Source organism: Paenibacillus cymbidii (assembly GCF_004764705.1).
Taxonomy (GTDB): domain Bacteria; phylum Bacillota; class Bacilli; order Paenibacillales; family NBRC-103111; genus Paenibacillus_AN; species Paenibacillus_AN cymbidii.
Window position 1 is genome coordinate 620212 of the sequence record NZ_SHLX01000001.1, and the last position, 23450, is coordinate 643661.

The following is a 23450-nucleotide window of genomic DNA, read 5'->3' on the forward strand; positions in this document are numbered from 1 at the left end:
ATCGTACCGAAATCAGGCATACGGGGCAGCCCGTATGCCTTTTTTGCAAAGCCGGAGGAAGCGACGTCATACGGTATGGGAATGCTGGAAGAAGCAGGGGGAGAAACGATGAAGGTAGTGCCGATCGGCGTGTCGGGCAGACATATTCATCTGCAGACCGATCATATCGCCGCGCTGTTCGGAGAAGGATACGAACTGCGGAAGCTTAAGCAGTTGTCGCAGCCGTATCAATATGCAGCCGAGGAAGCTGTCCGTGTGGAAGGGCCGCGCGGCGTATTCCCCGCTGTGCGGATCGTGGGGCCGGCCCGGCCGAAAACGCAGCTGGAGCTGTCCCGTACCGACGCGCTGGCGCTTGGCGTACAGGCGCCGATTCGCGAGTCCGGCAGGCTGGACGGCACACCCGGCATTCGGCTGGTTGGTCCGAGTGGCGTCATCGAGCTGGAACGGGGCGTGATCGTGGCGGCGCGTCACATTCATTTTCATCCGAACGAGGCGGCAGCCTGGGGCATCGCCGACAAGCAGCGCCTCCAGGTGAAGCTGAACGGAGAGCGTCCACTTGTCTTTCTCGACGTGATTGCCCGCGTGTCAGACCGGTTCGCGCTCGACATGCATATCGATACGGACGAAGCGAATGCCGCCGGCGTCAGTAGCGGCGATTTGGCCGAAATCATCGGCTGATGCATCCGGAAGTCCGATGCGGCGTGCGGTGATGGAGCGGTGCGAATCGCCCGGGTCCGGACATGGCAGCATTATGGGATGGATTCCGGTCAGCCGGAATGCTATAATAAAAAATTGAGCGATGCAATTTTGAGTTGTTAAGGCTGCCTGCCGCGATGCGGCCAGGCCAAAGGAAGTGAGCAAGTGACGCAGAAAGACTACTCGGCTTATTTCGATTTTTCGACTGCCAAGGTGGTGCGCGAGCAAGACGGCAAAACGACGTATCGAATCAAAGGAAGAGAGATCACGATCAATGCCGCGCCCTCCTACAAGGACGAAAAACGAAGAGGCAAAGAAGATATACAGGTTCATTACGATTTTGGCATTCCCGAAGATATGCAGGCGTTTGGCGAAGGCAAACGTTATTTGGTCGTGACGTACGGCTGCCAAATGAACGAACACGATACGGAAACGATCAAAGGGCTGCTGGAGCAAATGGGCTACCGGGCGACCGAGGACCGCGAGGAAGCCGATATCATCCTGCTGAACACGTGCGCCGTGCGTGAAAATGCGGAGGACAAGGTGTTCGGCGAGCTCGGCCACCTGAAAGGCTTGAAGGCGGAGAAGCCGGGCCTCATGCTTGGCGTTTGCGGCTGCATGTCGCAGGAAGAGTCGGTCGTCGGGCGCATCATGCAGAAGCACCCGTTCGTCGATCTGATCTTCGGCACGCACAACATTCACCGGCTGCCGCACTTGCTGCGGGAAGCGGTGTTCGGCAAGGAAATGGTCGTCGAGGTGTGGTCGAAAGAAGGCGACATCATCGAAAACTTGCCGAAGAAGCGGGAAGGCATCAAAGCCTGGGTCAACATCATGTACGGCTGCGACAAGTTCTGCACGTATTGCATTGTGCCGTATACGCGTGGCAAAGAGCGGAGCCGCCGTCCGGAGGACGTGCTGGCGGAAGTGCGCGACCTAGCCCGCCAAGGCTACAAGGAAATTATGCTGCTCGGCCAGAACGTCAATGCGTACGGCAAAGATTTCACCGACCGCACGTATACGTTCGGCGATTTGATGGACGACGTGCGCAAGATCGACATTCCGCGCGTCCGGTTTACGACGTCGCATCCGCGCGATTTTGACGCGCGGCTGATCGAGGTGCTGGCGAAGAAGGGCAACCTGATGGAGCATATTCATCTGCCGGTGCAGTCGGGAAGCAGTGCGATCTTGAAGGCCATGAGCCGCAAGTACAACCGCGAGCAATATTTGCAGCTTGTCCGCGACATCCGCACGGCGATGCCCGATGTGGTGCTGACGACCGATATAATCGTCGGCTTCCCGGGCGAAACGGAGGAGCAGTTCGCGGAAACGATGTCTCTGGTGCGCGAAGTCGGTTTCGACGGCGCGTACACGTTCATTTATTCGCCGCGCGAAGGCACGCCGGCCGCGGCGATGGCCGACGACGTGCCGGAGCAGACGAAGCGCGAACGGCTGCAGCGGCTGAACGATCTGCTCACCGACTTGAGCAAGGCAAGCAACGATAGGCTGCGCGGCCAAACCGTCGAGGTGCTGGTAGAAGGCGAATCGCGGACCAATCCCGACGTGCTGGCAGCGCGCACGCGTACGAACAAACTGGTCCATTTTACCGGCGATCGCACGCTTGTCGGCCAAGTCGTCCAGGTGCGCATTACTGAACCGCAGTCGTGGCTGCTCCGGGCGGAACTGATTCGGGAGCCGCAGCGAAACGCCATTTAGCCGCACTGCCGCCGGGAAAGAGACAAGTCATTTCCGGCGGGCGGACGATTGCGGCGATCGGAACGATTTTTACCATTGGCAAGGGGTTGAACGATCATGAGAGAGCATTTGGACGAACATGGCAATTGCGCCATCGAGCATCACCACGCGAACGAACTGCTCATTCGCGACGATATTATGGCCAAGGCGAAGGAACTCGCCGATTTGATCTCGACTTCGTCCGAGGTGCAGTTTTACAAGCGGGCGGAAAAACAGATCGATACGAACGATCATGTGCAATCGCTGATCAAATCGATCAAGAAGAAACAGAAGGAAATCGTTGCCTTCGAATCGTTCGAGAACAAAAAGATGGTCGAGAAGATCGAAGGGGAAATCAACGCGCTTCAGGACGAACTGGACAACATTCCGATCGTCAGCGAATTTCAGCAATCGCAAAGCGACATCAACTACTTGCTGCAACTGGTGATGTCGGTCGTGCGCGATACCGTGTCGAAACAGATTGAAGTGGAACAAACGGAAACTGCCGGCGAGCCGGAAAACTGCAGCGACTAAACGGCCAAGCAGCTCCGGCGGCGACCGCCGACAGCGGAACAAGTGCGCAAGTTGAGGCGAAAGCGATCATGGGGAGGAATCGGGATGGCGGGAAGCGAAGTCGAACTCGTGCTTGACGTCAAGGCGAATTTGGGCGAAGGCCCGAGCTGGGATGCGGAGAAGCGGGTGCTTTATTGGGTTAACATTATGGCAGGCGAAGTACATATTTACGATCCGGCGCAAGGCACGGATCGTACGATTTCGGTTGGTTCCCCGGTAGGGGCTGTCGTGCCCGGCAAAGGCAATCTGGTATATGTCGTCACACAGCAAGGCTTCCATTCGCTGGACATCGAGACGGAGCAGCTGACGCCGATTGTCGACCCGGAGCCGGAACTGACGAACAACCGGTTCAATGACGGCAAATGCGATCCCGAAGGACGGTACTGGGCGGGCACGATGTCGTTGTCGGGCGAACAAGGAACGGGTTCGTTCTATTGCCTCGATCCGAAAACCGGCGTACGCAAGCTGTTCGGCGACGTCAGTTGTTCGAACGGCATCGCCTGGAGTCCCGACTATCGCACCATGTACTATATCGACTCGCCGACGCTGCAAGTAGTTGCCTTCGATTATGACCGCGCCACCGGCGACATCTCCGGCAAACGGGTCGTCGTGCAGTTGGGCGAAGGAGAAGGCGTTCCGGACGGCATGGCGTCCGACGCGGCGGGCAATCTGTGGGTCGCGCAGTGGGGCGGCTACCAGGTATCCCATTGGAACCCTGCGACCGGCGAGAAGTTGGGCTCGATCGCCGTGCCGTCAGCCAACGCATCGTCTTGCTGCTTCGGCGGCGACGATTTGCGCGACTTGTATATCACGTCTGCCCGTACCGACAATAGCGAAGACGTGCTCGCAAAGTATCCGCAATCCGGCGGGTTGTTCCGCATCCGGCTGGATGTGCCGGGACTGCCGACGCATCGTTACGGCGGGTAAGATCAGGCTATGCACAAGAACCGTATGGTCCGCTTGGCGGTACCGTACGGTTTTTTTCCGTTAGCTGACTTCGAAGGGGATGGCGAAATAGGCCATCTTTTATTGCTTATATCGTCAAAAATAGCCTGTCGTCGCATAATAGCCAGTGATTTCACTGGCTATTCGTGTCAATCAGCCCGGATTGAAGCTATTTGGCCGAAATAACCAGTGTTTTCACGGGTTATTTTCGATGAGACGGCCGAAACGGGGGCAATAAGCCACTTTTTGTGGGCTATTTCGTTGCTGAGCGGGATGAAACGAAGTTCGTTGCGGAAATGACCGCGTATGCCTGGGAAGGGCGGTTTTCATGCACGCCGATAGCGGTGCATCTGGCGCAATATGACCGATTTCACCATCGATATGGCGCAATCGGCAATGCCGGCCGCGGCGCGAGCGATTACGATGAAAGGGAAGCGACACCATATCGAATGGCGAGGTGCTCCTGCCCATGATTAAAGCTGCCGTAGTCGGCTGCAACCATATCGGCAACATTCATTGCCGCGTGCTGAAGGCGCATCCAGACGTGGAGCTGACGGCCGTATGCGACTTGATGGAGGATCGGGCGAAAACCGCCGCCGCCGCTTTTGGGGCTACGGCCTATACGGATTTGAGCCGCCTGCTGGCGGAAACGGACGTTGACGTCGTTCATGTGGCGACGGCCGGGCTGGAGAACGGCAGCCATCATTTTGCTCCGGCGATGCTGGCGATTCAGGCGGGCAAAGACGTGCTCGTCGAAAAACCGATTTCGAACGATATCGAGGAAGCGCGGACGCTCGTCCGCGAAGCGAGGGCGCGCGGCGTCCGACTGGCTTGCAACATGAACCATCGGTTCGTCGAACCGGCGTACAAAGCGAAGGAGTGGATCGCCCAAGGCAAGCTCGGCACGCTGCTGTTCGTCAACATGAAGCTGACGATCCGCAACAAACGCGACGATACGCCCTGGTTCCATCTGCGCGCGCTTCATCCGCATTCGATCGACGTGATGCGCTATTTTGCCGGGGACATCAAGCGGGTACAGGCTTTCATGACGCAGGCGCCGGGACGAACTAGCTGGTCGACGGTATCCATCAACATGTTGTTCGCTTCGGGAGCGGTCGGCCATTTGACCGGCAGCTACGACATGTCGTTCAAGCATCCGATCGAAAGCTGCGAGGTGGCCGGCGATCAAGGACGGTTTACGCTCGACAATGTGTATGACAAGCTGGTTTACTATCCGCATGAAAGCGAAGAAAAAATCGTCATCGACAGCTCCATCATGGGGCCGATGAACGGATTTAACGATACGTTTGGCAATCGCATCGGCCATTTCATCAGCCAGGTGAAAGAGCGGGTGGCGCCGGAGCTGATCGCCGGCTCGGGCGTCGATGCGCTGGCCGCGCAAGAAGTGATCGAAGCGGCGATCCGCTCCCAGCAGGAAGGCGGAGCCGCGATCGACGTCGTCGAAAGCTGGCTGCCATGACAAGCGACAGAAGAGGGGAACCGGTTATGCACAACGATTCGGGTCAACAAGGGAAAGTACTGTGGTTCACCGGTTTGTCGGGCGCCGGCAAAACGACGACGGCGCGCGCCGTCGCGAGCGAGCTGGCCGCCAGCGGCGTCGCGTGCGAGCTGCTCGACGGCGACGAGCTGCGGGAGACGATATGCAAGGGGCTCGGCTTCTCGCGCGAGGATCGGATCGAAAACATCCGCCGCGTCGTTTATCTCAGCAAGCTGCTTTCGCGCCACGGCGTAACGGTGCTCGTTTCGGCGATTACGCCGTATCGCGAGATGAGGGAACATGCGCGGGAGCAATTGCCCGGCTACGTGGAAATCCACGTCGATTGCGCGCTGGCGGAATGCGAGCGACGCGACGTGAAGGGGCTGTACGCCAAGGCGCGCAACCGCCAAATCGAACGCTTCACCGGCATCAGCGATCCGTACGAAACGCCGGAGCGGCCGGAGTTGACCATCCGCACCGATCTGGCGCCGCTTGAACACAATACGCGCCGCATTCTGGAATGGCTCGCGGCGAACGGAGTGCCGCAGGCGCTGGCGCCGCGCGTTGCTGCCGGAACGGGCAGCGGAGGAGCGGGCGCATGAACATCATCCTGATCTCGCTCGACACGCTGCGGGCTTCGCGCCTCGGCTGTTACGGCTATGAGAAGCCGACCAGCCCGTATCTCGATACGATCGCTTCGCAAGGAGTGCTGTTCGAGCGGGCGTTTGCCGCCGATATTCCGACGGAAGTGGCGCATACGGACATTTTTACCGGTAAAGTGGGTTTGACGACCGGCGTCGTGTCGCACGGCTCCGATTTGAGCCAATTGCCCAAAACGACGGACTGGCTGCCGACGATGCTGCGCAAGGCGGGCTTCCAGACGGCCGCCGTCGACAACTTGTACCAACTGAAGGAATGGTTTGCCCGCGGCTATCGGCATTACATCAATTCCGTGGGAGAGCAGCGCTGGATCGACGGCGAAACGGTGAACCAACTGGCTAAAGAATGGATCGGCGGCCACAAGGACGAACCGTTTTTCCTGTTCCTGCACTATTGGGACGCGCATACGCCTTATTTGCCACCGGAATCGTATGTGCCGCCTTTTTACGAACCGGGACGCGACCCGTTCGATCCGGCGAACCGCAGCATGGAGGGGGCGTACAACCATAGCGCCTATCCGTTTTTTAAGCATCATCACTACGATTTGCTGGGCGGCGTGACGGACGCCGCGTATGTCGACGCGTTGTACGACGCGGAAATCCGCTATTTGGACGACAAGCTGCGCGAGCTGGACGAATACCTGGAAGCGCAGGGCTTGCGCGACGATACGCTGCTCGTGCTGTTCGGCGATCACGGCGAAAGCTTGACCGAACACGAAATTTATTGGGATCACTGCGGTTTGTACGATACGACGGTGCATGTGCCGGTCATCATGCGTTGGCCGGGCCATATCCCGCCGGGGAAACGGGTGAAGGGGCTTGTGCAGCAGGCGGACCTGATGCCGACATTGCTGCAGGCCGCGTCTTTGCCGGTACCGGCAGGGCTTGACGGCGCCAGCTTGTGGCCGTGCATTCTGCACGACGAGGCAGGGACGCGAGACCGCGTTTATTTGAGCGAATGCGCCTGGCAGGCGTGCCGGGGCATCCGGACGGAGCGCTACAAGTTTATCCGCATTTACGATCCGGGACCGTTCGCACGGCCGCGCCGGGAGCTGTTCGACCTGCAGGACGATCCGCAGGAAACTCGCAACCTGGCGGAAACGATGCCGGAGCTGGCCGACGCGATGGAGCGGGAGCTCGACCTGTGGGTGAAACGCACGCTGAACGGCCGGCCCGATCCGATGGTGCGCCAGCTCACGGGACCGGGATTGCCGTTTCGCCGGCGCATCGAACAAATATTGGCCGAAGTCGGGCTGAACTGGGACGAGTGGCTGGCCAGTCCGGACCGCGCCCTGTTCGACGAGCGGCATCACGAGCGGTTCGCGGCGAACCGCCGTACGTAAAACGTGCCGGATTGTGCTACAATAAGGCTAATTGGTTTCGATAGCGAAACTTCCATTCAGGCGGTGACGCGCATGAGAACATTGACCAGCGACCGGTTCATGAAACGGGAATTCCCGTTTTCGATCATGACCGCATTCCATAACGAGCATAATTCCGGCGAATTTCACGGGCACGATTTTGTCGAGTTGGTGTACATTGTCAAAGGCGAAGGCGAACATTTGTTTGCGGATGAGCGTTACGAGGTGTGCGCGGGCGACGTGTTTATTATCAATCCCGGGGAAGAGCACGCCTATCACGTTGTGCCCGGCAAGCAGCTGGACATCATCAACTGCCTGTTCGAGCCGGGCCTCATCAGCGATACGCTGCTGAAGGAGCTGGGCGTCTCGCAGTCGATGGACTACTTCTACGTACACCCGTTCCTGAATCCGACCGAACGGTTTCATCATATGCTCAATTTGCGCGGTCCGGATGCGGCCAGAGCGCTTGCGCTGCTCGAAGGCATGATGGGCGAGTTGAACCAGCGCCATCCCGGGTTCACCGCATTCATCCGGCTGCAAATGATCGAACTGCTCATTCTGCTGTCGCGCTGCTACGGCATGCGGCACGCGGTGCGGACAAAGCCGGCCCGCTCGAACAAAAACGAGCTGCTCGTGCGCCGCATCTGCGGCTACCTGGAGCGCCATTACGACGAACGCATTTCGCTGACGTCGTTGTCCGAGCTGTTCAACATCAGCACCCGCCAGTTGAACCGCACGTTCAAGCAGGAAGCCGGCTGCAGCGTGCTCGACCACGTGCATCACATCCGCGTCGAGAAGGCGAAGCTGCTGCTGCAGGAAACGGACGAGAAGGTCATCACGATCGCCACTTCCGTCGGTTACGAGGACCCGGCGTTTTTCAGCCAGTTGTTCGCCCGTACGGTCGGGTGCTCGCCCGGCAAATACCGCGAGATGTGGCTGAACGCGTAGTTTTGGCATTTACAATCGGAAATACACGTTGAACGGGTGGAGACCGGAATCGGCAGCGGGCGGCTCCGATGGCCCGATATAGCTGGCGAACATCGCGCGAAAGCCCGATGGCGTATAGCCTTTCAACGTTTTGAAGCAGCGCGAAAAGTAGCGCTCATCCTCGAACCCCGTCTGCTGCGCCACTTCTTTCACCGGGCTGTTGGTGACGGCCAACAGCCTGGCTCCGCGCTCCACCCGCTCCCTCACGATGTAGCCGCGCACGTTCATTTTCAGATGCCGCTGAAACGTCCGCGTCAGATGCGCATGCGACCAGCCGACCTGCTTCGCCACGTCCGCAACGGTGATCGGCTGCTCCAGATGGCTGGCAATGTAGCGGATCGCGATCTGCAATTCGACCGGGAGCATCGCGGACGGCGATCGTTCCGCTTCGCCCGTCAGCAGCTCGCTGCACAGCGTAAACAGCAGCGCTTCGCTGCGCTCGACCCATTTGAACGGCCGGGCGGCGAGAAGACCGAGCAGTTCGTTCAGCAGCTTGGGGAATGGCGATGTGCCATCGAGCAAATAATGGCTTTTCCACGGATGTTGGGCCGCAAGCTCCCGTAGATGTGAACCTGGCTCAAAATGGACAAATTGCTGGCGAGCCGGCCGGCTGCCGCTGCGGATATAGGTGTGCGTAATGTCGGGCTGCTGCACGACGACAAGGGGCCGATCCAGCCGAATGTCCAGCCCGTCCATCCGATATAAGCCGGCGGGCGGGTCCGGGAAATACATCAGCTCGAAATCGGGAATGACGCGCGTATAACCTTTGCCGGGAGGGAGCAGGAAATCGCCGGCCATTCGAATGACGGGCCATGAATTCATATCAAATACTTCCACCTTTTCTGCGATTGGCTATATTGGCTTCCCGGGCATGTCGTGGTTAACTAGACATAGCGAACTTATCCAGTATACACCATCATTTCGCTTACAGGGAGGACCAAACGCATGCATATGGGCATCATCAAGCCGCGGCAGCTGGCCAGCTTCGAGCAGGTCCGGTCGCTCGGGCTTTCGTACGTCGAATTTACGTGCAATGTGAATGTGGATTTATCCGATTTTTTGGCGAGCGTTGCGGCGTATCGGGCGGAGTCCGAACGAACCGGCGTCGCCGTCGCTTCCATCGGCCGCTGGGGACCGGACCGTGTCGCCAAGGACGGCTCGCTGATCGAGGAGGAGCTGCAAACCTCCTACCGCCTGATCGATGCGGCGCAGCAACTCGGCTGTCCGGTATTCGTGTGCGGCTGCAATTATGTCGAAGAGCTGTCGCTGTATGACAACGCGACCGCGGCGATCGCTTATTTTGCCAAGTTGATCGAATACGGCGGCAGCCGCAACGTGCGCATTGCCACGTACAACTGTCACTGGAATTCTTACGTGGTCGACGCGAACGCATGGAAGCTGATTCACGGCCATCTGCCGGAGCTGGGCATCAAATACGATCCTTCCCACGCCCGTTACGCCGGGCAAGATTATTTGCAGGAGGCGCGCGATTGGGGGCATCGTTTCTACCATGTTCATCTCAAAGGCTCCGTCGTCATCGACGGCAAGCGGTTCGACGATCCGCCGGCCGGCCTCGACCAAACCGATTGGCCGACGTTCATGAGCATTCTGTACGCCCAGGGCTATGCGGGCAATTTGAGCATCGAGCCGCATTCCGCCACATGGAAAGACGAGCTGGGAGAGAAGGGCATCCGGTTTACGATCGACTATTTCCGGAAGCTGCTGTTTCAATAAGGGGGGACCGGGATGAGCGACAAATTGCGGCTTGGCGTCGTCGGGACGGGCGGTATTTTCCGCCTTGTGCATTTGCCTGCGTGGCTGAAGCATCCGGAAGTGGAAATCGTCGCGCTGTGCGACATCGTCGAAGAAAAGGCGCAGGCGCTGGCGGACCAGTATGGCGTTGCGCGTGTGTACAAGCGGTACGAAGACATGCTGGAGCAGGAGTCGCTGGATCTGATCGACATCTGCACGCCGAATTTGTTTCACTCCCTTGTGGCGGTTGCCGCGCTGCGGGCAGGCGTTCACGTGATCTGCGAAAAGCCGGACGCCATCGACGCGTCGGAAGCGGAGAAGATGGCGCAGGCCGCGGAACAAAGCGGCAAGGTGCTGATGGCGATCCGCAACAACCGGTTTACGCCGGTCGCCGCATTTTTGCGTCGGTACGTGCAGGCGGGCCATATGGGGGACGTGTATACGGGGCGTTGCGGCTGGATCCGCCGCCGCGGCATTCCCGGCAAAGGCGGCTGGTTTACGACGAAGGAGCTGTCCGGCGGCGGGCCACTGATCGATCTCGGCGTTCATTATATCGACCTGGCCATCTGGCTGATGGGCAATCCGAAGCCGGTGGCGGTGTCGGGGGCGACGTACCGCAAATTCGACGGCAGCTCGTTGTCCGACTCGGTGCATAGCCAGTTCGGCGAAACGAAGGATACGGGGACGTTCGACGTGGAGGACTTGGCGACGGGTTTTATTCGTTTCGATAACGGCGCCACGCTGCAGATCGAGTTCAGCTGGGCCTCCAATATCGAGGAGGAGACGCTGTTTCTTGAGCTTCGCGGCTCGGACGCCGGATTAAGCTTAAAGAACGGCGAAGCGAAGCTGTTCACGGAAATCGAAGGCACCCTTTGCAACCTGGAGCCGCAGTTCAAAAAAATCGACTCCCAGCAGCCGCATGCGACTCAGCTGGCGCATTTCGTCGATGTCGTGCGGGGACGCACGGAGCCGGTCGTGACACCGGCGCAAGGAGTCGACATGATCCGCGTGCTGATGGGCATTTACGAATCGGCGCGTCTGGGAAGAGAAGTTGTCTTGTAGGAGAACGATCGGAACGGCCGCCGCGAATCGGGCCTCTGAAGCAAAACCCGTTGGGTTTTGCTTTTTTTGCATGCAGGGGCGCGCTTGTGAGAAATTTGTCAGAATCGATTGGTAAACTGGGTAAGGCAATAAGATTCCGGCGCCGCAGCAGCATGAGCCAAACAGAAGAGGAGCGGTTGCCGACGAAAGGATGGCACGAACGATGAACGTACTGGTTGTCGACGATGCCGCGTTTATGCGCGAAATTTTGAAGGACATATTGTCGGAGAGCGGATTCCATGTAGTGGCGGAAGGCTGCAACGGCGTGGAGGCCGTGACTTTGTACAAGCGGCTGAAGCCCGATCTGGTCACGCTTGACATTACGATGCCGGAGATGGACGGCATTGAGGCGCTGGCGGCGATTCGCCGGCATGACCCGCATGCCAATGTGATCATGTGCTCGGCGATGGGGCAGAAACGCCTGGTCATCGACGCGATTCAGGCGGGGGCGCGCGATTTTCTCGTCAAGCCGTTCAACAAGAACCGGGTGGAAGAAGCCATCAAAAAAGTGATGTGCGTCTAGCACTTGAATAAACTGAGCCACATCGGCTATACTAATAAAAATATTGCCATCAAGCCAGTGAAGAGAATCCAACTCGGAGGCGTTTTCGCCAAGGGGAAGCGACCCTTCTCCCTAAGTTAACCGGACCCGCCCGTTAACGCGGAACTAAGTGGATTGAACAGATCAGCTGTTCAATCAATTTGGGTGGCACCGCGAGAATATAGCGCTCTTCGTCCCAATCGGACAGAGAGCGCTTTTTGCATTTTCATAAAATGAACAAAGGAGTGCGTTTCCATGCTGGACATCAAATGGATCCGACAACATCAAGCTGAGGTTCAAGTGGCAGCCGATCGGAAAGGGATCCCTGTCTCCATCGCCCAACTGGTCGAACAGGACGACCACCGGCGGATGCTGCTCCAGGAGGTGGAGCGGCTTCGGCAAGACCGAAACCGGATTTCCCAAGAAATCGAAACCTTCCTTCGAGAGGGCGAGCTTCAACAAGCGGAGCAGCGCAAGCAGCTGGGTCAGGAAATCGGCCGTCGGTTAAGCGGGGTCGAGAAGGAACATCAAGCGGTGCAAAAACAAGTTAACCAGCTCATGATGTACGTTCCCAACGTGGTTTCGCCGGACACGCCCATCGGTCTTTCGGATCAAGACAACGTCGAAGTCAAACGGGCAGGCGAACCGACAGCGTTTCCCTTCGAACCGAAGGATCATGTGACACTCGGCGAACTTCACCACATGATCGATATCCCTCGCGGGGTAAAAACAGCGGGAAGCCGGAATTATTATCTTGCCGGTGCGGGGGCTATTTTACATCGGGCCGTGCAGCAGCTCTCGCTTGACTTGCTGGTCGCAAAAGGGTTTACGCTTCTCGAGGTTCCCTTGATGGTGCGGACGGAAGCGTTATTTCATACCGGGTATTTCCCGATCGGTCAAGAGCAAACGTATCGAATGGCCGAGGATGATAAATGGCTGGTTGGCACGTCGGAGGTTCCTCTTGTGGCTTATTATGACAATGAGATCGTTGACGTAACGGAGCCCATCCGGCTGGCGGCCGTCTCCCTTTGCTTCCGGAACGAGGTGGGGTCGGCAGGGAAAGATGTTCATGGCCTTTACCGGGTGCATCAATTTTCAAAAGTGGAGCAAGTCGTGGTTTGCGAGGACAGTTTGGAACAAGCGGAGCAACTGTTTCAGGAAATAACGGCAAATGCGGAGGAAGTGTTAACGATGTTGGAGCTTCCTTATCGCATCATGGCTGTTTGTACGGGAGACATGTCGCAAAAAACATACAAACAGGTGGATATCGAAACGTGGATGCCCAGCCGGCAAGCTTATGGCGAAACCCACTCGTCATCCAACCTTCTCGATTTCCAGGCGCGCCGTTCCAACATCAGATATCGGGACAACAACGGGAAGGTGCGATTTTGCTACACGCTCAATAATACTGCCGTGGCTTCTCCCCGCATTCTCATCCCGCTTCTGGAAAATCACCAGGAGGAGGATGGCTCCATTCGCATTCCGCATGCCTTGCGGAAATATATGAATGGGAGGGAACGTCTTCGCCCGTAATGCCGCCCGTTCATGCCGCAAACGCTTACGCGGATGACCGAATCGACCATGCGGATGGCGGTATTGGCAATGCCGCAGGGGGCCCGTTTTCGATACACTGGTGTCAAATCGAACGAAAGCGAGGCCATCTCCTCATGACATTAAAAGTCGGCATCGTCGGAGTCGGCAATATCGGCTCCATCCACGCAGGCGTGTACAAGGACAACCCGAACACCGAAATCGTCGCCGTTTGCGACATCGTCAAGGAGAAGGCGGACGCCGCCGCCGCCAAGTTCGGCGGGCAAGCGTTCTATAGCGTGCAGGAAATGCTGGCCAGCGGCATCAAGCTCGATGCGGTAAGCGTCGCAACGAAGGGCGAAGAGAACGGCGGCGAGCACTATGCGCCAACGATGGAGCTGCTGCGCGCCGGCATTCCGGTGCTGGGCGAGAAGCCGATCTCCAACAAAATCGCCGAAGGCGAAGAAATGGTGGCGCTTGCCGCGGAGAAACGCATCCCGTACGCCGTCAACCTCAACCACCGGTTTACGCCGGCGGCGCTGCGCGCCAAAGGGTGGGTTAACGAAGGAAGACTCGGCGCGCTGCATATGATTAACATGCGCATGTGGATCAACAATCCGGTGGAAACGTCGCCGTGGTTCCATCTGCGCGCGCTTCATCCGCATTCGTTCGACGTCATTCGTTACTTCTGCGGCGATGTGAAGAAAGTATCGGCGTTCATGATGAAAGGCGAAGGTCGGGCGATTTGGTCCAACACGCAAGTGATTATGCAGTTTGAGAATGGCGCGATCGGCAACCTCGTCGGCAGTTACGACGCCGGCTCGAGCTACGGGCTGGAGCGCTGCGAAGTGGTCGGCTCGAAAGGCCGCTTCGTGCTGGAAGATGCGTGCGAGGAGCTGACCTTCTATCCGCGGCACAGCATCGAGACGGAATCCTACAAGTACCTTGGCGGCATGCGTTCGTTCGGCGAAACGTTCAAAAGCCGGATCAACGACTGGGTCGATCAACTGGTCGCCGGTGCATCGTACGACAGCATCAACGGCTCCGGTCAGGATGCGCTGAAGGCGCAGTACATTATCGAAGCGGCGATCCGTTCGTTCGAAACGGGCACCGTCGTAGATCTGTAGGCGAAAGGGGAAACGGACCGATGATTCGACTGGGCGTCAATTCGGTATTGTTCAAGCAGTTCGATTTTGCCACGGCGGCGAAGCATATCAAGGCGAGCGGTTACGACGGCGTGGAAATTTCGGCGATCAAAGGCATGTGCGAACACCTTGAGCTCGATCGCTGGAAGGAGCAGGCGGCGGAGCTGAAAGCGATTTCGGCCGAATACGAGCTGCCGTTTCTGTCGATGGAGGTGGCGACGCTCGACGAAGAGCGGCTGCTGAAAGCGTTTGAAGCGGGGGCGGCCATCGGCATTCCGATCGTCAACGTCGGGCCGGGCGGCAAAAAAGACGTCGAAGAGGACGTCGTGCAGTCGATCGAAACGCTGGCCAAACGCGCCGAGCAAGCGGCCTCATTCGGAGTGACGCTGTGCGTCAAGGCGCATGTCGGCAACGCGATCTACAACACGCCGACGACGCTGCGGGCGATGGAGGCGATCGCTTCGTCCGGGTTCGGCATCGACATGGACCCGAGCCACATCCACCGCGCCGGCGAAAATCCGGAAGAAGCGCTGCCGCAAGTGCTCAGCCGCGTGAAGCACGTGCACATCCGCGATTGCCGCGGCCGCGAAGCCGGACCCGGTTCGATTGAGTTGCAGGCGTGCGGACGCGGAGACATCAACCTGGCCGCCTACTGCAAGGCGATGGTCGACGGCGGTTACAACGGCCCCGTTGTGCTGGAAGTGATCGGCGCCAAGGAGGAGCATTCGTTGGCTCAGGTGTCGATTGTGGCGGCGGAAAGCTACGGTTATTTGAACGCGATTCTGAAGTCGCTCGGCGCAAGGTAACGATCAGAAATGCGTGTTCAAAAAGCCGGCTTTTCAGCACCGAGAAGGTTGCGAGAACCTGAAGAAGGAGTAGCGGAGTTTAGGCAAAACCCTATATAGGGAGTCTAGCTTGCTAAACTCTCCCCGCTAACGAAATGAGCAACGGACTTCGAGGGTGAACGCAAGATTCGATGTCGAATATGCTTCATGATTAGCTTCGTGATCAAAAGTCGGCTTTTTGAACAACCTCTAGAAAGGATGGGTGAACCCATGAGCAAATTACCGAATGTGCTGCTGCTCGGCATCGACAGCTTGCGCTCCGACCATATGAGCCTGTACGGCTACAAACGTTTGACCACGCCGCATATCGACCGGTTCGCCGCGGGCGGCACCGTATTCGAGAAGCATTACAGCCCAAGTATTCCGACGACGCCGGGCTACGCCTCGATGTTCACCGGCATGGACTGCTTCGGCACCGATGTCGTTGCGCTGCGCCATAAAGGGCCGCTCGGCGACCATGTGAAAACGCTGGCGGAAATTCTTGGCGAACGCGGATATAACACGACATGCGTCGGTTTCACCGGCAACCCGTCGTCGCGCGGCTTTGACAAGTATCTGGATTTCAGCGGTTGGGGCTCCTATGAAGCGGGCCGCAGTCCGAAAGCGGAAAACCTGAACGATGTGGCAATCCCCGAGCTGAAGCGGCTGGCGGCGGAAGACAAACCGTTCTTCCTGTTCCTCCGCCATATGGACCCGCATTCGCCGTATTTGCCGCCCGGCCCGTTCGAGCGTTTGTTCTACGGCGGCAATGAAACCGATCCGGACAATCGTTCGCTTGACCCGATTTACGCGTTCAAGCCGTTCGCCGACTATTTTCGCTCGTGGTTCCCGCCGGACTGCACCGACGCCGAATACGTCAACGCGCAGTACGACGGCGCCATTGCTTATATGGACGCGGCGATCGCCAACCTGTTCGAAACGGTCGAAGCGCTTGGCATCGAAGAAGAGACGCTGATCGTGATCACGTCCGACCACGGCGAAACGCTGGACGAGCATGAGTGCTATTTCGACCATCACGGCTTGTACGAATGCACGCTGACGGTGCCGCTCGTGCTGCGGTACCCGGGCAAGGTGCCGGCAGGCAAACGAATCGATAACGGCTACACGCTGCAAAAAGATTTGACGCCGACGATTCTCGACTTGCTCGGCATCGACGCCGGCGTTGCTTTCGACGGCCGCAGTCTGATGCCGCTGGCGAACGGAGAAACGTTCGAGCCGGTGTCGGAGTTCTACATCACCGAATGCACCTGGATGCGCAAGCACGGCTGGCGTACGCCCGAGTGGAAGCTGATCGTGGCGCTGGAGCCGGACTTCCACGGCAAGCCGCCGGTTGAGCTGTACAACGTGGTCAAAGACCCGCTCGAGCTGAACAACGTCGCAGACGCCGAGCCGGAGCAGGTGTTGCTGCTGACGGCGCGGATGGAAGCGTTCATCGCCCGCCGCGAAAGCGAAACCGGACGCACGGCGCCGATCTACACGAATACCGATTGGCATGGCAAAGGCACCGGGCCGTTCCAATCGTCCGAAGAAGCTTATGAGGCGATGTACATCGGCTCGCCGAAATCGGCGGAGAAGCTGCAAGCCAAAGACGCCAAGCCGGCGGCTGAACAAGCCAAGTCGGAAGAAGCGGAAGCGAAATAAAGGGCGGCAACGGCCGCCGCATCTGGCATGTCCCGCTTGGGCGGGGCATGCCGTTTGCGCTTTTGGCGCTTGCGGGGCGGCCGGGGCAAAGGCAGGACAGAAGGAGGGCTCCGGAAATGAAGCAGTTGCCGAACATCTTGATTATTATGGCGGACCAGCAGCGTTACGATTGTATCGGATCGAGCGGGATGCGGCCCGTGCAGACGCCGCACCTGGACCGGCTGGCCGCGGAAGGCACGCGTTTCACGCATGCGTTCAGCCATATTCCACTGTGCGGGCCGGCGCGGCAATCGTTCATGAACGGCCGCCGCGCGGAGACGTTCGGGGGCTTATGGAACGAAGGCATCGCGCTTCCGGTCAGTTCGCTTTCGCCGAACGAATATGTCTGGCCGCGCGAGCTGAAGGCGCAAGGCTATGTTTCGCATTATTTGGGCAAATGGGGCGTCAGCGCTGCACACGATCCGACGGCTTTCGGCTACGATGCTTATACGAGCGAAGGCGACTATGCCCGGTTCCGCAAGGAACGTTTCCCGGAAGTTGAATACCGGGCCGGCTACTTCGGCGAACCGGACCCGGTTCCGCTGGCGTCGTCGCGGACGCATTGGTTTGCGGACCGCGCCGCCGAGGCGATTCATGGATGGGCGCAAACTGGCCAAAGCTGGCACATGCGGCTCAACTTTACGGAGCCGCACTTGCCGAACCGGCCCGCCGGGCGCTTCGCGACGATGTACGACCCGGCCGGCATCGAGCCGTGGGCGGGCTTCGCCGACACGTTCGCGAACAAGCCGTACATCCAGCGGCAAATGCAAGCCAGTTGGGGCGTGGAGCACTATGGCTGGGACGACTGGGCGCAGGTAGTGGCGCGGTATTACGGCGTCGTCAGCCAGGCCGACGAAGCGATCGGCCGGGTGCTGGCGGCGCTGGAGGAAACCGGGGAAGCGGGCGAAACGATCGTCGTGTATACGGCCGACCACGGCGACATGTGCGGCAGCCACGGCATGATGGATAAACATTGCGTGATGTATGACGACATCGTACGCGTACCGCTGATCGTGCGTTGGCCGGGCCGGGTGAGCGCCGGCGCCGTTAGCGACGCGTTCGTTTACAATTTGCTCGACGTGCCGCCGACGCTGCTCGACTGGCTGGGCTGCGCGGCGCCGGATGCGCTGCACGGGCGATCGCTGCGGCCGCTGCTTGAGGCGAACGCTTCGGGAGCGGGAGGACAACCGGCCTCGGACGGCGAATGGCGCGATGCCGTGGTCGCTTCGTACAACGGCCAGCAATTTGGCCTGTACACGCAGCGTATGATTCGTACCCGGGAATGGAAATACGTTTGGAATACGGCCGACGTCGATGAGCTGTACCGATTGGATGTCGACCCTGGCGAACTGACCAACCTGATCGGCGATCCTGCCCATGCGGAAACCGTGCGCGAGCTTCGCCGCCGGCTGTACGACGTGTTGCGGCAGGATGGCGATGCGCTGGTCGGCAACGAATGGACGCGGCGGCAGCTGCTGGAGGGAAAAATCGTGTCTTGATCGACGGCCGCGTATCGTTTCGACCTTCCCATCCGTTACAATAAGGAGAGGAAAGACGATCATGTTGGGAGGCGGGCCGAAATGGCTTTGAAGCAAGCCGACAGACGGCGGAACCGCAACGATCAGGCCGGCCTTGCGGCTGGCGACGAACGTTTTGTCGAATTCGTCATGCAGCATGCCGGCGCGCTTCGCGGGTATTGCCTGCGGCTGGCGAGTTCGCGCTGGGAAGCGGACGATCTGCTGCAGAGCAGCCTGGAGAAAGCGCTGGCCGCTTACCGGCGCAATCCCGGCAGGCCGCTCGCCCGATCGTTCCTTTACCGGATCGCGGCGAACGCCTGGGTGGATCGCTGCCGGCACAAGCGCGAGGATGCTACAGGCCAGGTGGATGAGCTTTACGCCGCCCGCGCCGCAAGCGATGCCGCGCTGCCGCCGGACGGCGACAATGTTCGGGCTGCGCTCGAAACGCTGGTCGCCTGTTTGCCTGCCGCGCAGCGCGCCGCCGTGCTGCTCGTCGACGTCTGGAAATTCAGCGCCGCCGAAGCGGCGGAGCTGTTGCGGACGACGGAAGGCGCCGTCAAGGCGTCGCTGCACCGCGCGCGCCAGCGGTTGCGGCTGGTGCAAGCCGGCATCGGGATCGCGGACGGCGCGCAAGCCGATGCGGACGTAGTTGACGCGTATTGGCACGCGTTCCGCCAAACCGACGTGCACCGCATCGTCCGGATCGCCGGCGTCGGTACGAGCGGCCCGACGATGTTGCTTGCTTCGTAAGCGTTTCGGTTCGCTTTCGTTGCTTCCTCTCGCCGATGCCGGCGTTTGTTTTGCCCGAGCATCGGCACAACGCTTCCGCAGGGAAGCTTTCGGGAGGGGTAACGATGCCATTGGTGCCGGTCGTAGTGGAACAAACGGCCAAGGGAGAACGTTCGTACGACATTTATTCGCGCCTGCTGAAAGACCGCATTGTGATGATTAGCGGCGAAATCAACGACGAACTGGCAAACGCGGTTATCGCCCAGCTGCTGTTCCTCGCTTCGGAGCATGCGGAGAAGGACATTTCGCTGTACATCAATTCCCCGGGCGGCGTAACGACTTCAGGGCTGGCGATCATCGACACGATGCGCTTCATCAAGCCCGACGTCTCGACGATTTGCATCGGCATGGCCGCCTCGATGGGCGCCATCCTGCTGTGCGCCGGAACAAAAGGCAAACGTCTGGCGCTGCCGCATGCCGAAGTGATGATCCACCAGCCTTGGGGCGGCTCGCGCGGCCAGGCGGCGGATATCAAAATCCAGGCCGAGCATATTATCAAAACGCGCGACCGCTTGAACCGCATATTGGCCGATCAGTCCGGCCAGCCGTTCGACAAGGTGGCGCAAGACGCCGACCGCGACTATTACATGTCGGCCCAGGAGGCGGTAGCCTACGGGCTGATCGATCGCGTGCTGGGTCAATAATGAGCACGATTAACGAAACGCCTCTTCGGACAGCGGAAGCTGCCCGGGGAGGCGTTAGTCGTGTTGTCAGCGAAAGCGCAGCTGTAAGGCTGGAATCGGCCTTATTTTGCTTTCCGCTTGCGACGAAGGTTGCACTGCAAGGCTGAAATCGGCCTTATTTTGCTTTTCGTTTGGGAAAATGGTGCTGTAAGGCTGAAATCAGCCTTATTTCGCTTTCCGCTTGGGAAAATGGTGCTGTAAGGCTGAAATCAGCCTTATTTCGCTTTCCGTTTGAGAAAATGACGCTGTAAGGCTGAAATCGGCCTTATTTTGCTCACGCTCGTCAAAGCGTTACTGAAAGTTAATGTCCACTGGGCATGAAAAGGAACGCGGCGTTCCTGTCAAGACACATAACTTCGTTATTACCCTGGCAACATGGCGTCTATTCTCCTCACAGAGAAATGAGAAGCACGAAGCAAACTCCGTCTGCATCAAAGAACTGAACTCTACCGTAACGTGGGGTTGTACATCGTAAACTACTTCAGTAAATGGATGCTGCAGTGCATTTTGCGGATACCGGCAGAGGCGAGTTTATCACCAAACTGGCCTTGGAATTCTGCATTGCAGCTCCCGCTACGGCCCCGCACGGCGCAAATAGGAAGCTTATTGCCCGTTTCAAACAGTCACACTCGGCTCCAACAGAGTGAACGTCGATGCGGTGGCGTTCAATCGCGCCATTGCGCCGATCGGGATCGCCGCCTTGTATATGCCGTGACCTGTCGCCACGCCCGTCAGCAGCGGCACGCCAAGCGGAACGAGAAGCTCGCGGATCAGATCGTCGTACGATTGGCCGTAAGCAACCGCGCAGTCCGTGCACTGTCCCATGACGATGCCGGCGCAGCGGCGAAATTTCCCCGCCAGCAGCAGCTGCGTCAAATAGCGATAAACCCGATTGACCGGTTCGTGCGTTTCTTCTAGGAACACAATTTTGCCGTCGGTGATCCATTCGTAGGCGGTGCCGAGCGAGCCGACCAGCGAAGTCATATTGCCGCCGACCACCGGCGCCGTCACGTCGCCCGGCACGAGCCCGACCGGCGGCGCCATCGCCGGCGGATTGACGATCGTTCGGGGCGAATCGAGCGTCGATGCAGCAGTGAAAAACTGATTGAAGTTGTAGGCGGGCGTCTCCATTTTGAAATCGATCAGCATGAGGCTGTGGAGCGTCATCAGGTCGGCATACGAATAAAGCGTATTCAGCAGCACGGAGATATCGCTGTAGCCGCTGACGATTTTGGGATGGGCGCTGATGTAGGCATAATCAAGATAGGGAAGAATATCGATCACGCCTGTACCGCCGCGCGTCGGCAAAATCAGGCGCACATCGCTGTCGTGGAACATGCCCATCAGATCGGCCGCGCGCGCCTGGGCGCTTGCGGCAACTAAACCCTGCGCGTCATAGGCATAGTTGCCGACAACGACACGGAAGCCGAGACGCTGCAAGGTGTTGATGCGCGCCTGAATCGTGGTTGGAGCAAGCGGGCTGCCGAGCGTAACGACGCCAATCGTGTCGCCGCTGCGCAGCATCGCCGGTTTGATCGTCATGGCGTCCGTTCGTCTCCTTTCGCCGCCGTTCGCAGAAGACCGGAAGTTCGTTGTTGCAGTATATGCGCGATCCGGCTTGGCGTATGCCGCATGTCGCATGCCAGTCGGCAATCAAGCACGATAGCCCGATCGGGTCATAGGCAAATGGCTTCAAATACAGTATGCTGGGTGAGGATTAAACGGCCTGCCCGGACGAAAGACACACCCTGCGCAAGAAAGGAGTTTGCTTCGATGCGAACCAGATGGCCGCTGACGGCATTGCTGCTGGTTGCTTTCCTGCTCTGCCTGGCGCCCGGCTCCGCCATGGCGCACGCGTCGCTGGTCGGTACCGCGCCGGCAGCGGACAGCCGTCTCGAAACGGCGCCGGATGCCGTCACGCTAACGTTCGACGAACGGATTGAAAGCAAGCTGTTCGACGTCCGCGTGCTGGATCAGAAAGGAAAGAAGCTGAACGACCGCCAGACGGCGATCAGCAGCGACGGCAAGCAGCTTACGCTGCCGCTGCCGGATGCCGGAAACGGCGTGTACACGGTTAACTACCGGATTGTATCGGCGGACGGCCATCCGATCAGCGGCGCTTACGTCTACGCTGTCGGGCAGCCCGTACCGTCAAGTGAAAACGCGTTGCCCGCGGCATCAGGACCGCAGTCGCAGCTCACGCTGGCGTGGCCGATGGGCTTTCTCGACGCGCTGACGTTTATGGCGCGGTTCGCCTTCTACGGGACGATGCTGGCGCTTGCCGGCTGGGTGCTCTGGACGCGGCTGCATCCGCTGCCCGGCGAAACGTACGCGTTGCGACAAAACGCCTGGACGCTCGGGCTGAAACGCGCCTTTGTGCTGTCGCTGCTGACCAGCGTCGCGCTGCAAATGCGCCTGTACATAGCCGAGTTGACCGGCGAGCATGTGCGCGAGCTGATGCTTAATACGACTGTAGGCATCGGCTGGACCGCGTCTATTGCGCTTGCGCTGCTGGCGTTTTATGTCCTGGAGCGGAGCAAGGCGATCGACCTGTTATGGGTGGCGCTGCTGCTGGCGGCCAAAGCGTGGACCGGGCACGCGGCGGGACTCGGAGGAGAGCCGACGGCGATTGCGCTCGACTATGTCCATCTGGCCGCTGCGGCTTTGTGGATCGGGGGGCTGCTGCAGCTGCTCGTGTTCCGCCGCGATGCCGATTGGCTGGCGCAACGTTTGCCGCGGTTTTCGTTCGCAGCTCTCTGCAGCATCGTCGTGCTGACCATTACCGGCGTATTCCTGACGTTTGCCATTACATCCGACTGGGAGGAGCTGTTCGTCACCCAATGGGGTGTCGTGCTGCTGCTGAAAGCGGCGCTGGTCGTCCTGGTTGCGGCGGTTGCGGGAGGTATTCGCCTTGCGTTGAAACGGCGCGCGCCGGGCGCGGCAAACCGGCTGCTTGCCGTCGATTTCGGCAGCATGGCGGCGATTGTGGCGCTGGCGTCGGTGCTCACGTTTCTGAACCCGCATCCGGCGAATAAACCGCTGAACTGGCACGTGATGGGGGAAACGATCCATATGTCGGCGGTCATTGCGCCGAATGTGCCCGGGACGAATACGTTTACCGTACGGGTCTGGCTGCCGGAGCAGGCCAAGGCGCCGAAGCGGACGGAGCTGCTGCTGACGCGGCTGAACGGCGGGGGAGATGCGGCGATTGAGGTGCCGCTTGCGACGGCCGAACTGAACGAAATGGAAAAAAGCCTGTACGCCGGCTTCACCATGTACGAGTATCGCGCGCAAGGGGAGCAGCTGGCGCTGCCCGGCAAATGGCAAGTGCAAGTGCGCGTGATGGACGCGAACGACGACGAAACGGTATATGAAAAAACGACGCGGATTTACGGAACTTTATCCGGTAAATAGTTA

Annotated in this window: 21 protein-coding genes; 19 read left to right on the top strand and 2 right to left on the bottom strand. The window is 59.1% G+C overall.

Annotated features, from left to right (window positions below):
* Positions 1-108: 108 nt before the first annotated feature.
* From pduL to EXY20_RS02755, 8 genes are all read left to right on the top strand, one after another.
* Complete coding sequence (gene pduL / locus EXY20_RS02720; RefSeq protein ID WP_135547695.1) at positions 109-678, top strand: phosphate propanoyltransferase; 570 nt, start codon at positions 109-111, stop codon at positions 676-678.
* A 183-nt stretch (positions 679-861) separates the two neighbouring features.
* Positions 862-2409, top strand: a complete 1548-nt coding sequence (gene miaB, locus EXY20_RS02725) for a tRNA (N6-isopentenyl adenosine(37)-C2)-methylthiotransferase MiaB (RefSeq protein ID WP_135547328.1) — start codon at positions 862-864, stop codon at positions 2407-2409.
* 96 nt (positions 2410-2505) lie between these two features.
* A complete protein-coding gene (locus tag EXY20_RS02730; RefSeq protein WP_207671207.1) occupies positions 2506-2961 on the top strand; it encodes a RicAFT regulatory complex protein RicA family protein in 456 nt (151 codons plus the stop codon).
* Positions 2962-3045: 84 nt separating this feature from the next.
* Complete coding sequence (locus tag EXY20_RS02735; RefSeq protein WP_135547330.1) at positions 3046-3927, top strand: SMP-30/gluconolactonase/LRE family protein; 882 nt, start codon at positions 3046-3048, stop codon at positions 3925-3927.
* A gap of 487 nt (positions 3928-4414) precedes the next feature.
* Positions 4415-5425 (top strand): Gfo/Idh/MocA family protein, encoded by a 1011-nt coding sequence (locus tag EXY20_RS02740; RefSeq protein ID WP_135547332.1) that lies wholly within the window; start codon positions 4415-4417, stop codon positions 5423-5425.
* Between the two features lie 26 nt (positions 5426-5451).
* Positions 5452-6045 (top strand): adenylyl-sulfate kinase, encoded by a 594-nt coding sequence (cysC, locus tag EXY20_RS02745; protein WP_135547334.1) that lies wholly within the window; start codon positions 5452-5454, stop codon positions 6043-6045.
* Positions 6042-7445, top strand: a complete 1404-nt coding sequence (locus EXY20_RS02750; protein ID WP_167858944.1) for a sulfatase family protein — start codon at positions 6042-6044, stop codon at positions 7443-7445. Before cysC ends, EXY20_RS02750 begins: the two co-directional genes overlap by 4 nt.
* Before the next feature lie 72 nt (positions 7446-7517).
* A complete protein-coding gene (locus EXY20_RS02755) occupies positions 7518-8411 on the top strand; it encodes an AraC family transcriptional regulator (protein ID WP_135547338.1) in 894 nt (297 codons plus the stop codon).
* Between the two features lie 9 nt (positions 8412-8420).
* Here EXY20_RS02755 and EXY20_RS02760 read toward each other — a convergent pair whose 3' ends face one another.
* On the bottom strand, positions 8421-9272 hold the full coding sequence (locus EXY20_RS02760) for an AraC family transcriptional regulator (protein WP_135547340.1): 852 nt from the start codon (positions 9270-9272) through the stop codon (positions 8421-8423).
* 123 nt (positions 9273-9395) lie between these two features.
* Between EXY20_RS02760 and EXY20_RS02765 the strand changes: the two genes are divergently transcribed.
* The 10 genes from EXY20_RS02765 to clpP all read left to right on the top strand — a co-directional run bounded on the left by EXY20_RS02765 (position 9396) and on the right by clpP (position 19994).
* Positions 9396-10184: a sugar phosphate isomerase/epimerase family protein gene (locus tag EXY20_RS02765; protein ID WP_135547342.1), complete on the top strand. Its 789-nt coding sequence runs from the start codon at positions 9396-9398 to the stop codon at positions 10182-10184.
* Positions 10185-10196: 12 nt separating this feature from the next.
* Positions 10197-11264 carry a Gfo/Idh/MocA family protein gene (locus EXY20_RS02770; protein ID WP_135547344.1) on the top strand — a complete coding sequence of 356 codons (1068 nt, stop codon included), beginning with the start codon at positions 10197-10199 and terminating at the stop codon, positions 11262-11264.
* A 202-nt stretch (positions 11265-11466) separates the two neighbouring features.
* Positions 11467-11826, top strand: a complete 360-nt coding sequence (locus tag EXY20_RS02775) for a response regulator (RefSeq protein ID WP_407944885.1) — start codon at positions 11467-11469, stop codon at positions 11824-11826.
* A 273-nt stretch (positions 11827-12099) separates the two neighbouring features.
* Positions 12100-13377, top strand: a complete 1278-nt coding sequence (serS, locus tag EXY20_RS02780; protein WP_135547349.1) for a serine--tRNA ligase — start codon at positions 12100-12102, stop codon at positions 13375-13377.
* A gap of 134 nt (positions 13378-13511) precedes the next feature.
* Positions 13512-14501, top strand: coding sequence for a Gfo/Idh/MocA family protein (locus EXY20_RS02785; RefSeq protein ID WP_135547351.1), 990 nt, complete (start codon positions 13512-13514; stop codon positions 14499-14501).
* A gap of 20 nt (positions 14502-14521) precedes the next feature.
* Positions 14522-15325 (top strand): sugar phosphate isomerase/epimerase family protein, encoded by an 804-nt coding sequence (locus EXY20_RS02790; protein ID WP_135547353.1) that lies wholly within the window; start codon positions 14522-14524, stop codon positions 15323-15325.
* A gap of 249 nt (positions 15326-15574) precedes the next feature.
* Positions 15575-17005 carry a sulfatase gene (locus EXY20_RS02795; protein ID WP_135547355.1) on the top strand — a complete coding sequence of 477 codons (1431 nt, stop codon included), beginning with the start codon at positions 15575-15577 and terminating at the stop codon, positions 17003-17005.
* Between the two features lie 116 nt (positions 17006-17121).
* Positions 17122-18543, top strand: coding sequence for a sulfatase-like hydrolase/transferase (locus EXY20_RS02800; protein WP_167858945.1), 1422 nt, complete (start codon positions 17122-17124; stop codon positions 18541-18543).
* 81 nt (positions 18544-18624) lie between these two features.
* A complete protein-coding gene (locus EXY20_RS02805; protein WP_135547359.1) occupies positions 18625-19311 on the top strand; it encodes an RNA polymerase sigma factor in 687 nt (228 codons plus the stop codon).
* Positions 19312-19415: 104 nt separating this feature from the next.
* Positions 19416-19994: an ATP-dependent Clp endopeptidase proteolytic subunit ClpP gene (gene clpP / locus EXY20_RS02810; protein WP_135547361.1), complete on the top strand. Its 579-nt coding sequence runs from the start codon at positions 19416-19418 to the stop codon at positions 19992-19994.
* A 654-nt stretch (positions 19995-20648) separates the two neighbouring features.
* On the opposite strand, the gene EXY20_RS02815 is transcribed toward clpP, so the two are convergent.
* Positions 20649-21575 carry a S66 peptidase family protein gene (locus EXY20_RS02815; RefSeq protein ID WP_135547363.1) on the bottom strand — a complete coding sequence of 309 codons (927 nt, stop codon included), beginning with the start codon at positions 21573-21575 and terminating at the stop codon, positions 20649-20651.
* 231 nt (positions 21576-21806) lie between these two features.
* On the opposite strand from EXY20_RS02815, the gene EXY20_RS02820 reads away from it, so the two are divergent.
* A complete protein-coding gene (locus EXY20_RS02820) occupies positions 21807-23447 on the top strand; it encodes a copper resistance CopC/CopD family protein (RefSeq protein WP_167858946.1) in 1641 nt (546 codons plus the stop codon).
* The last annotated feature ends 3 nt before the right edge of the window (positions 23448-23450 follow it).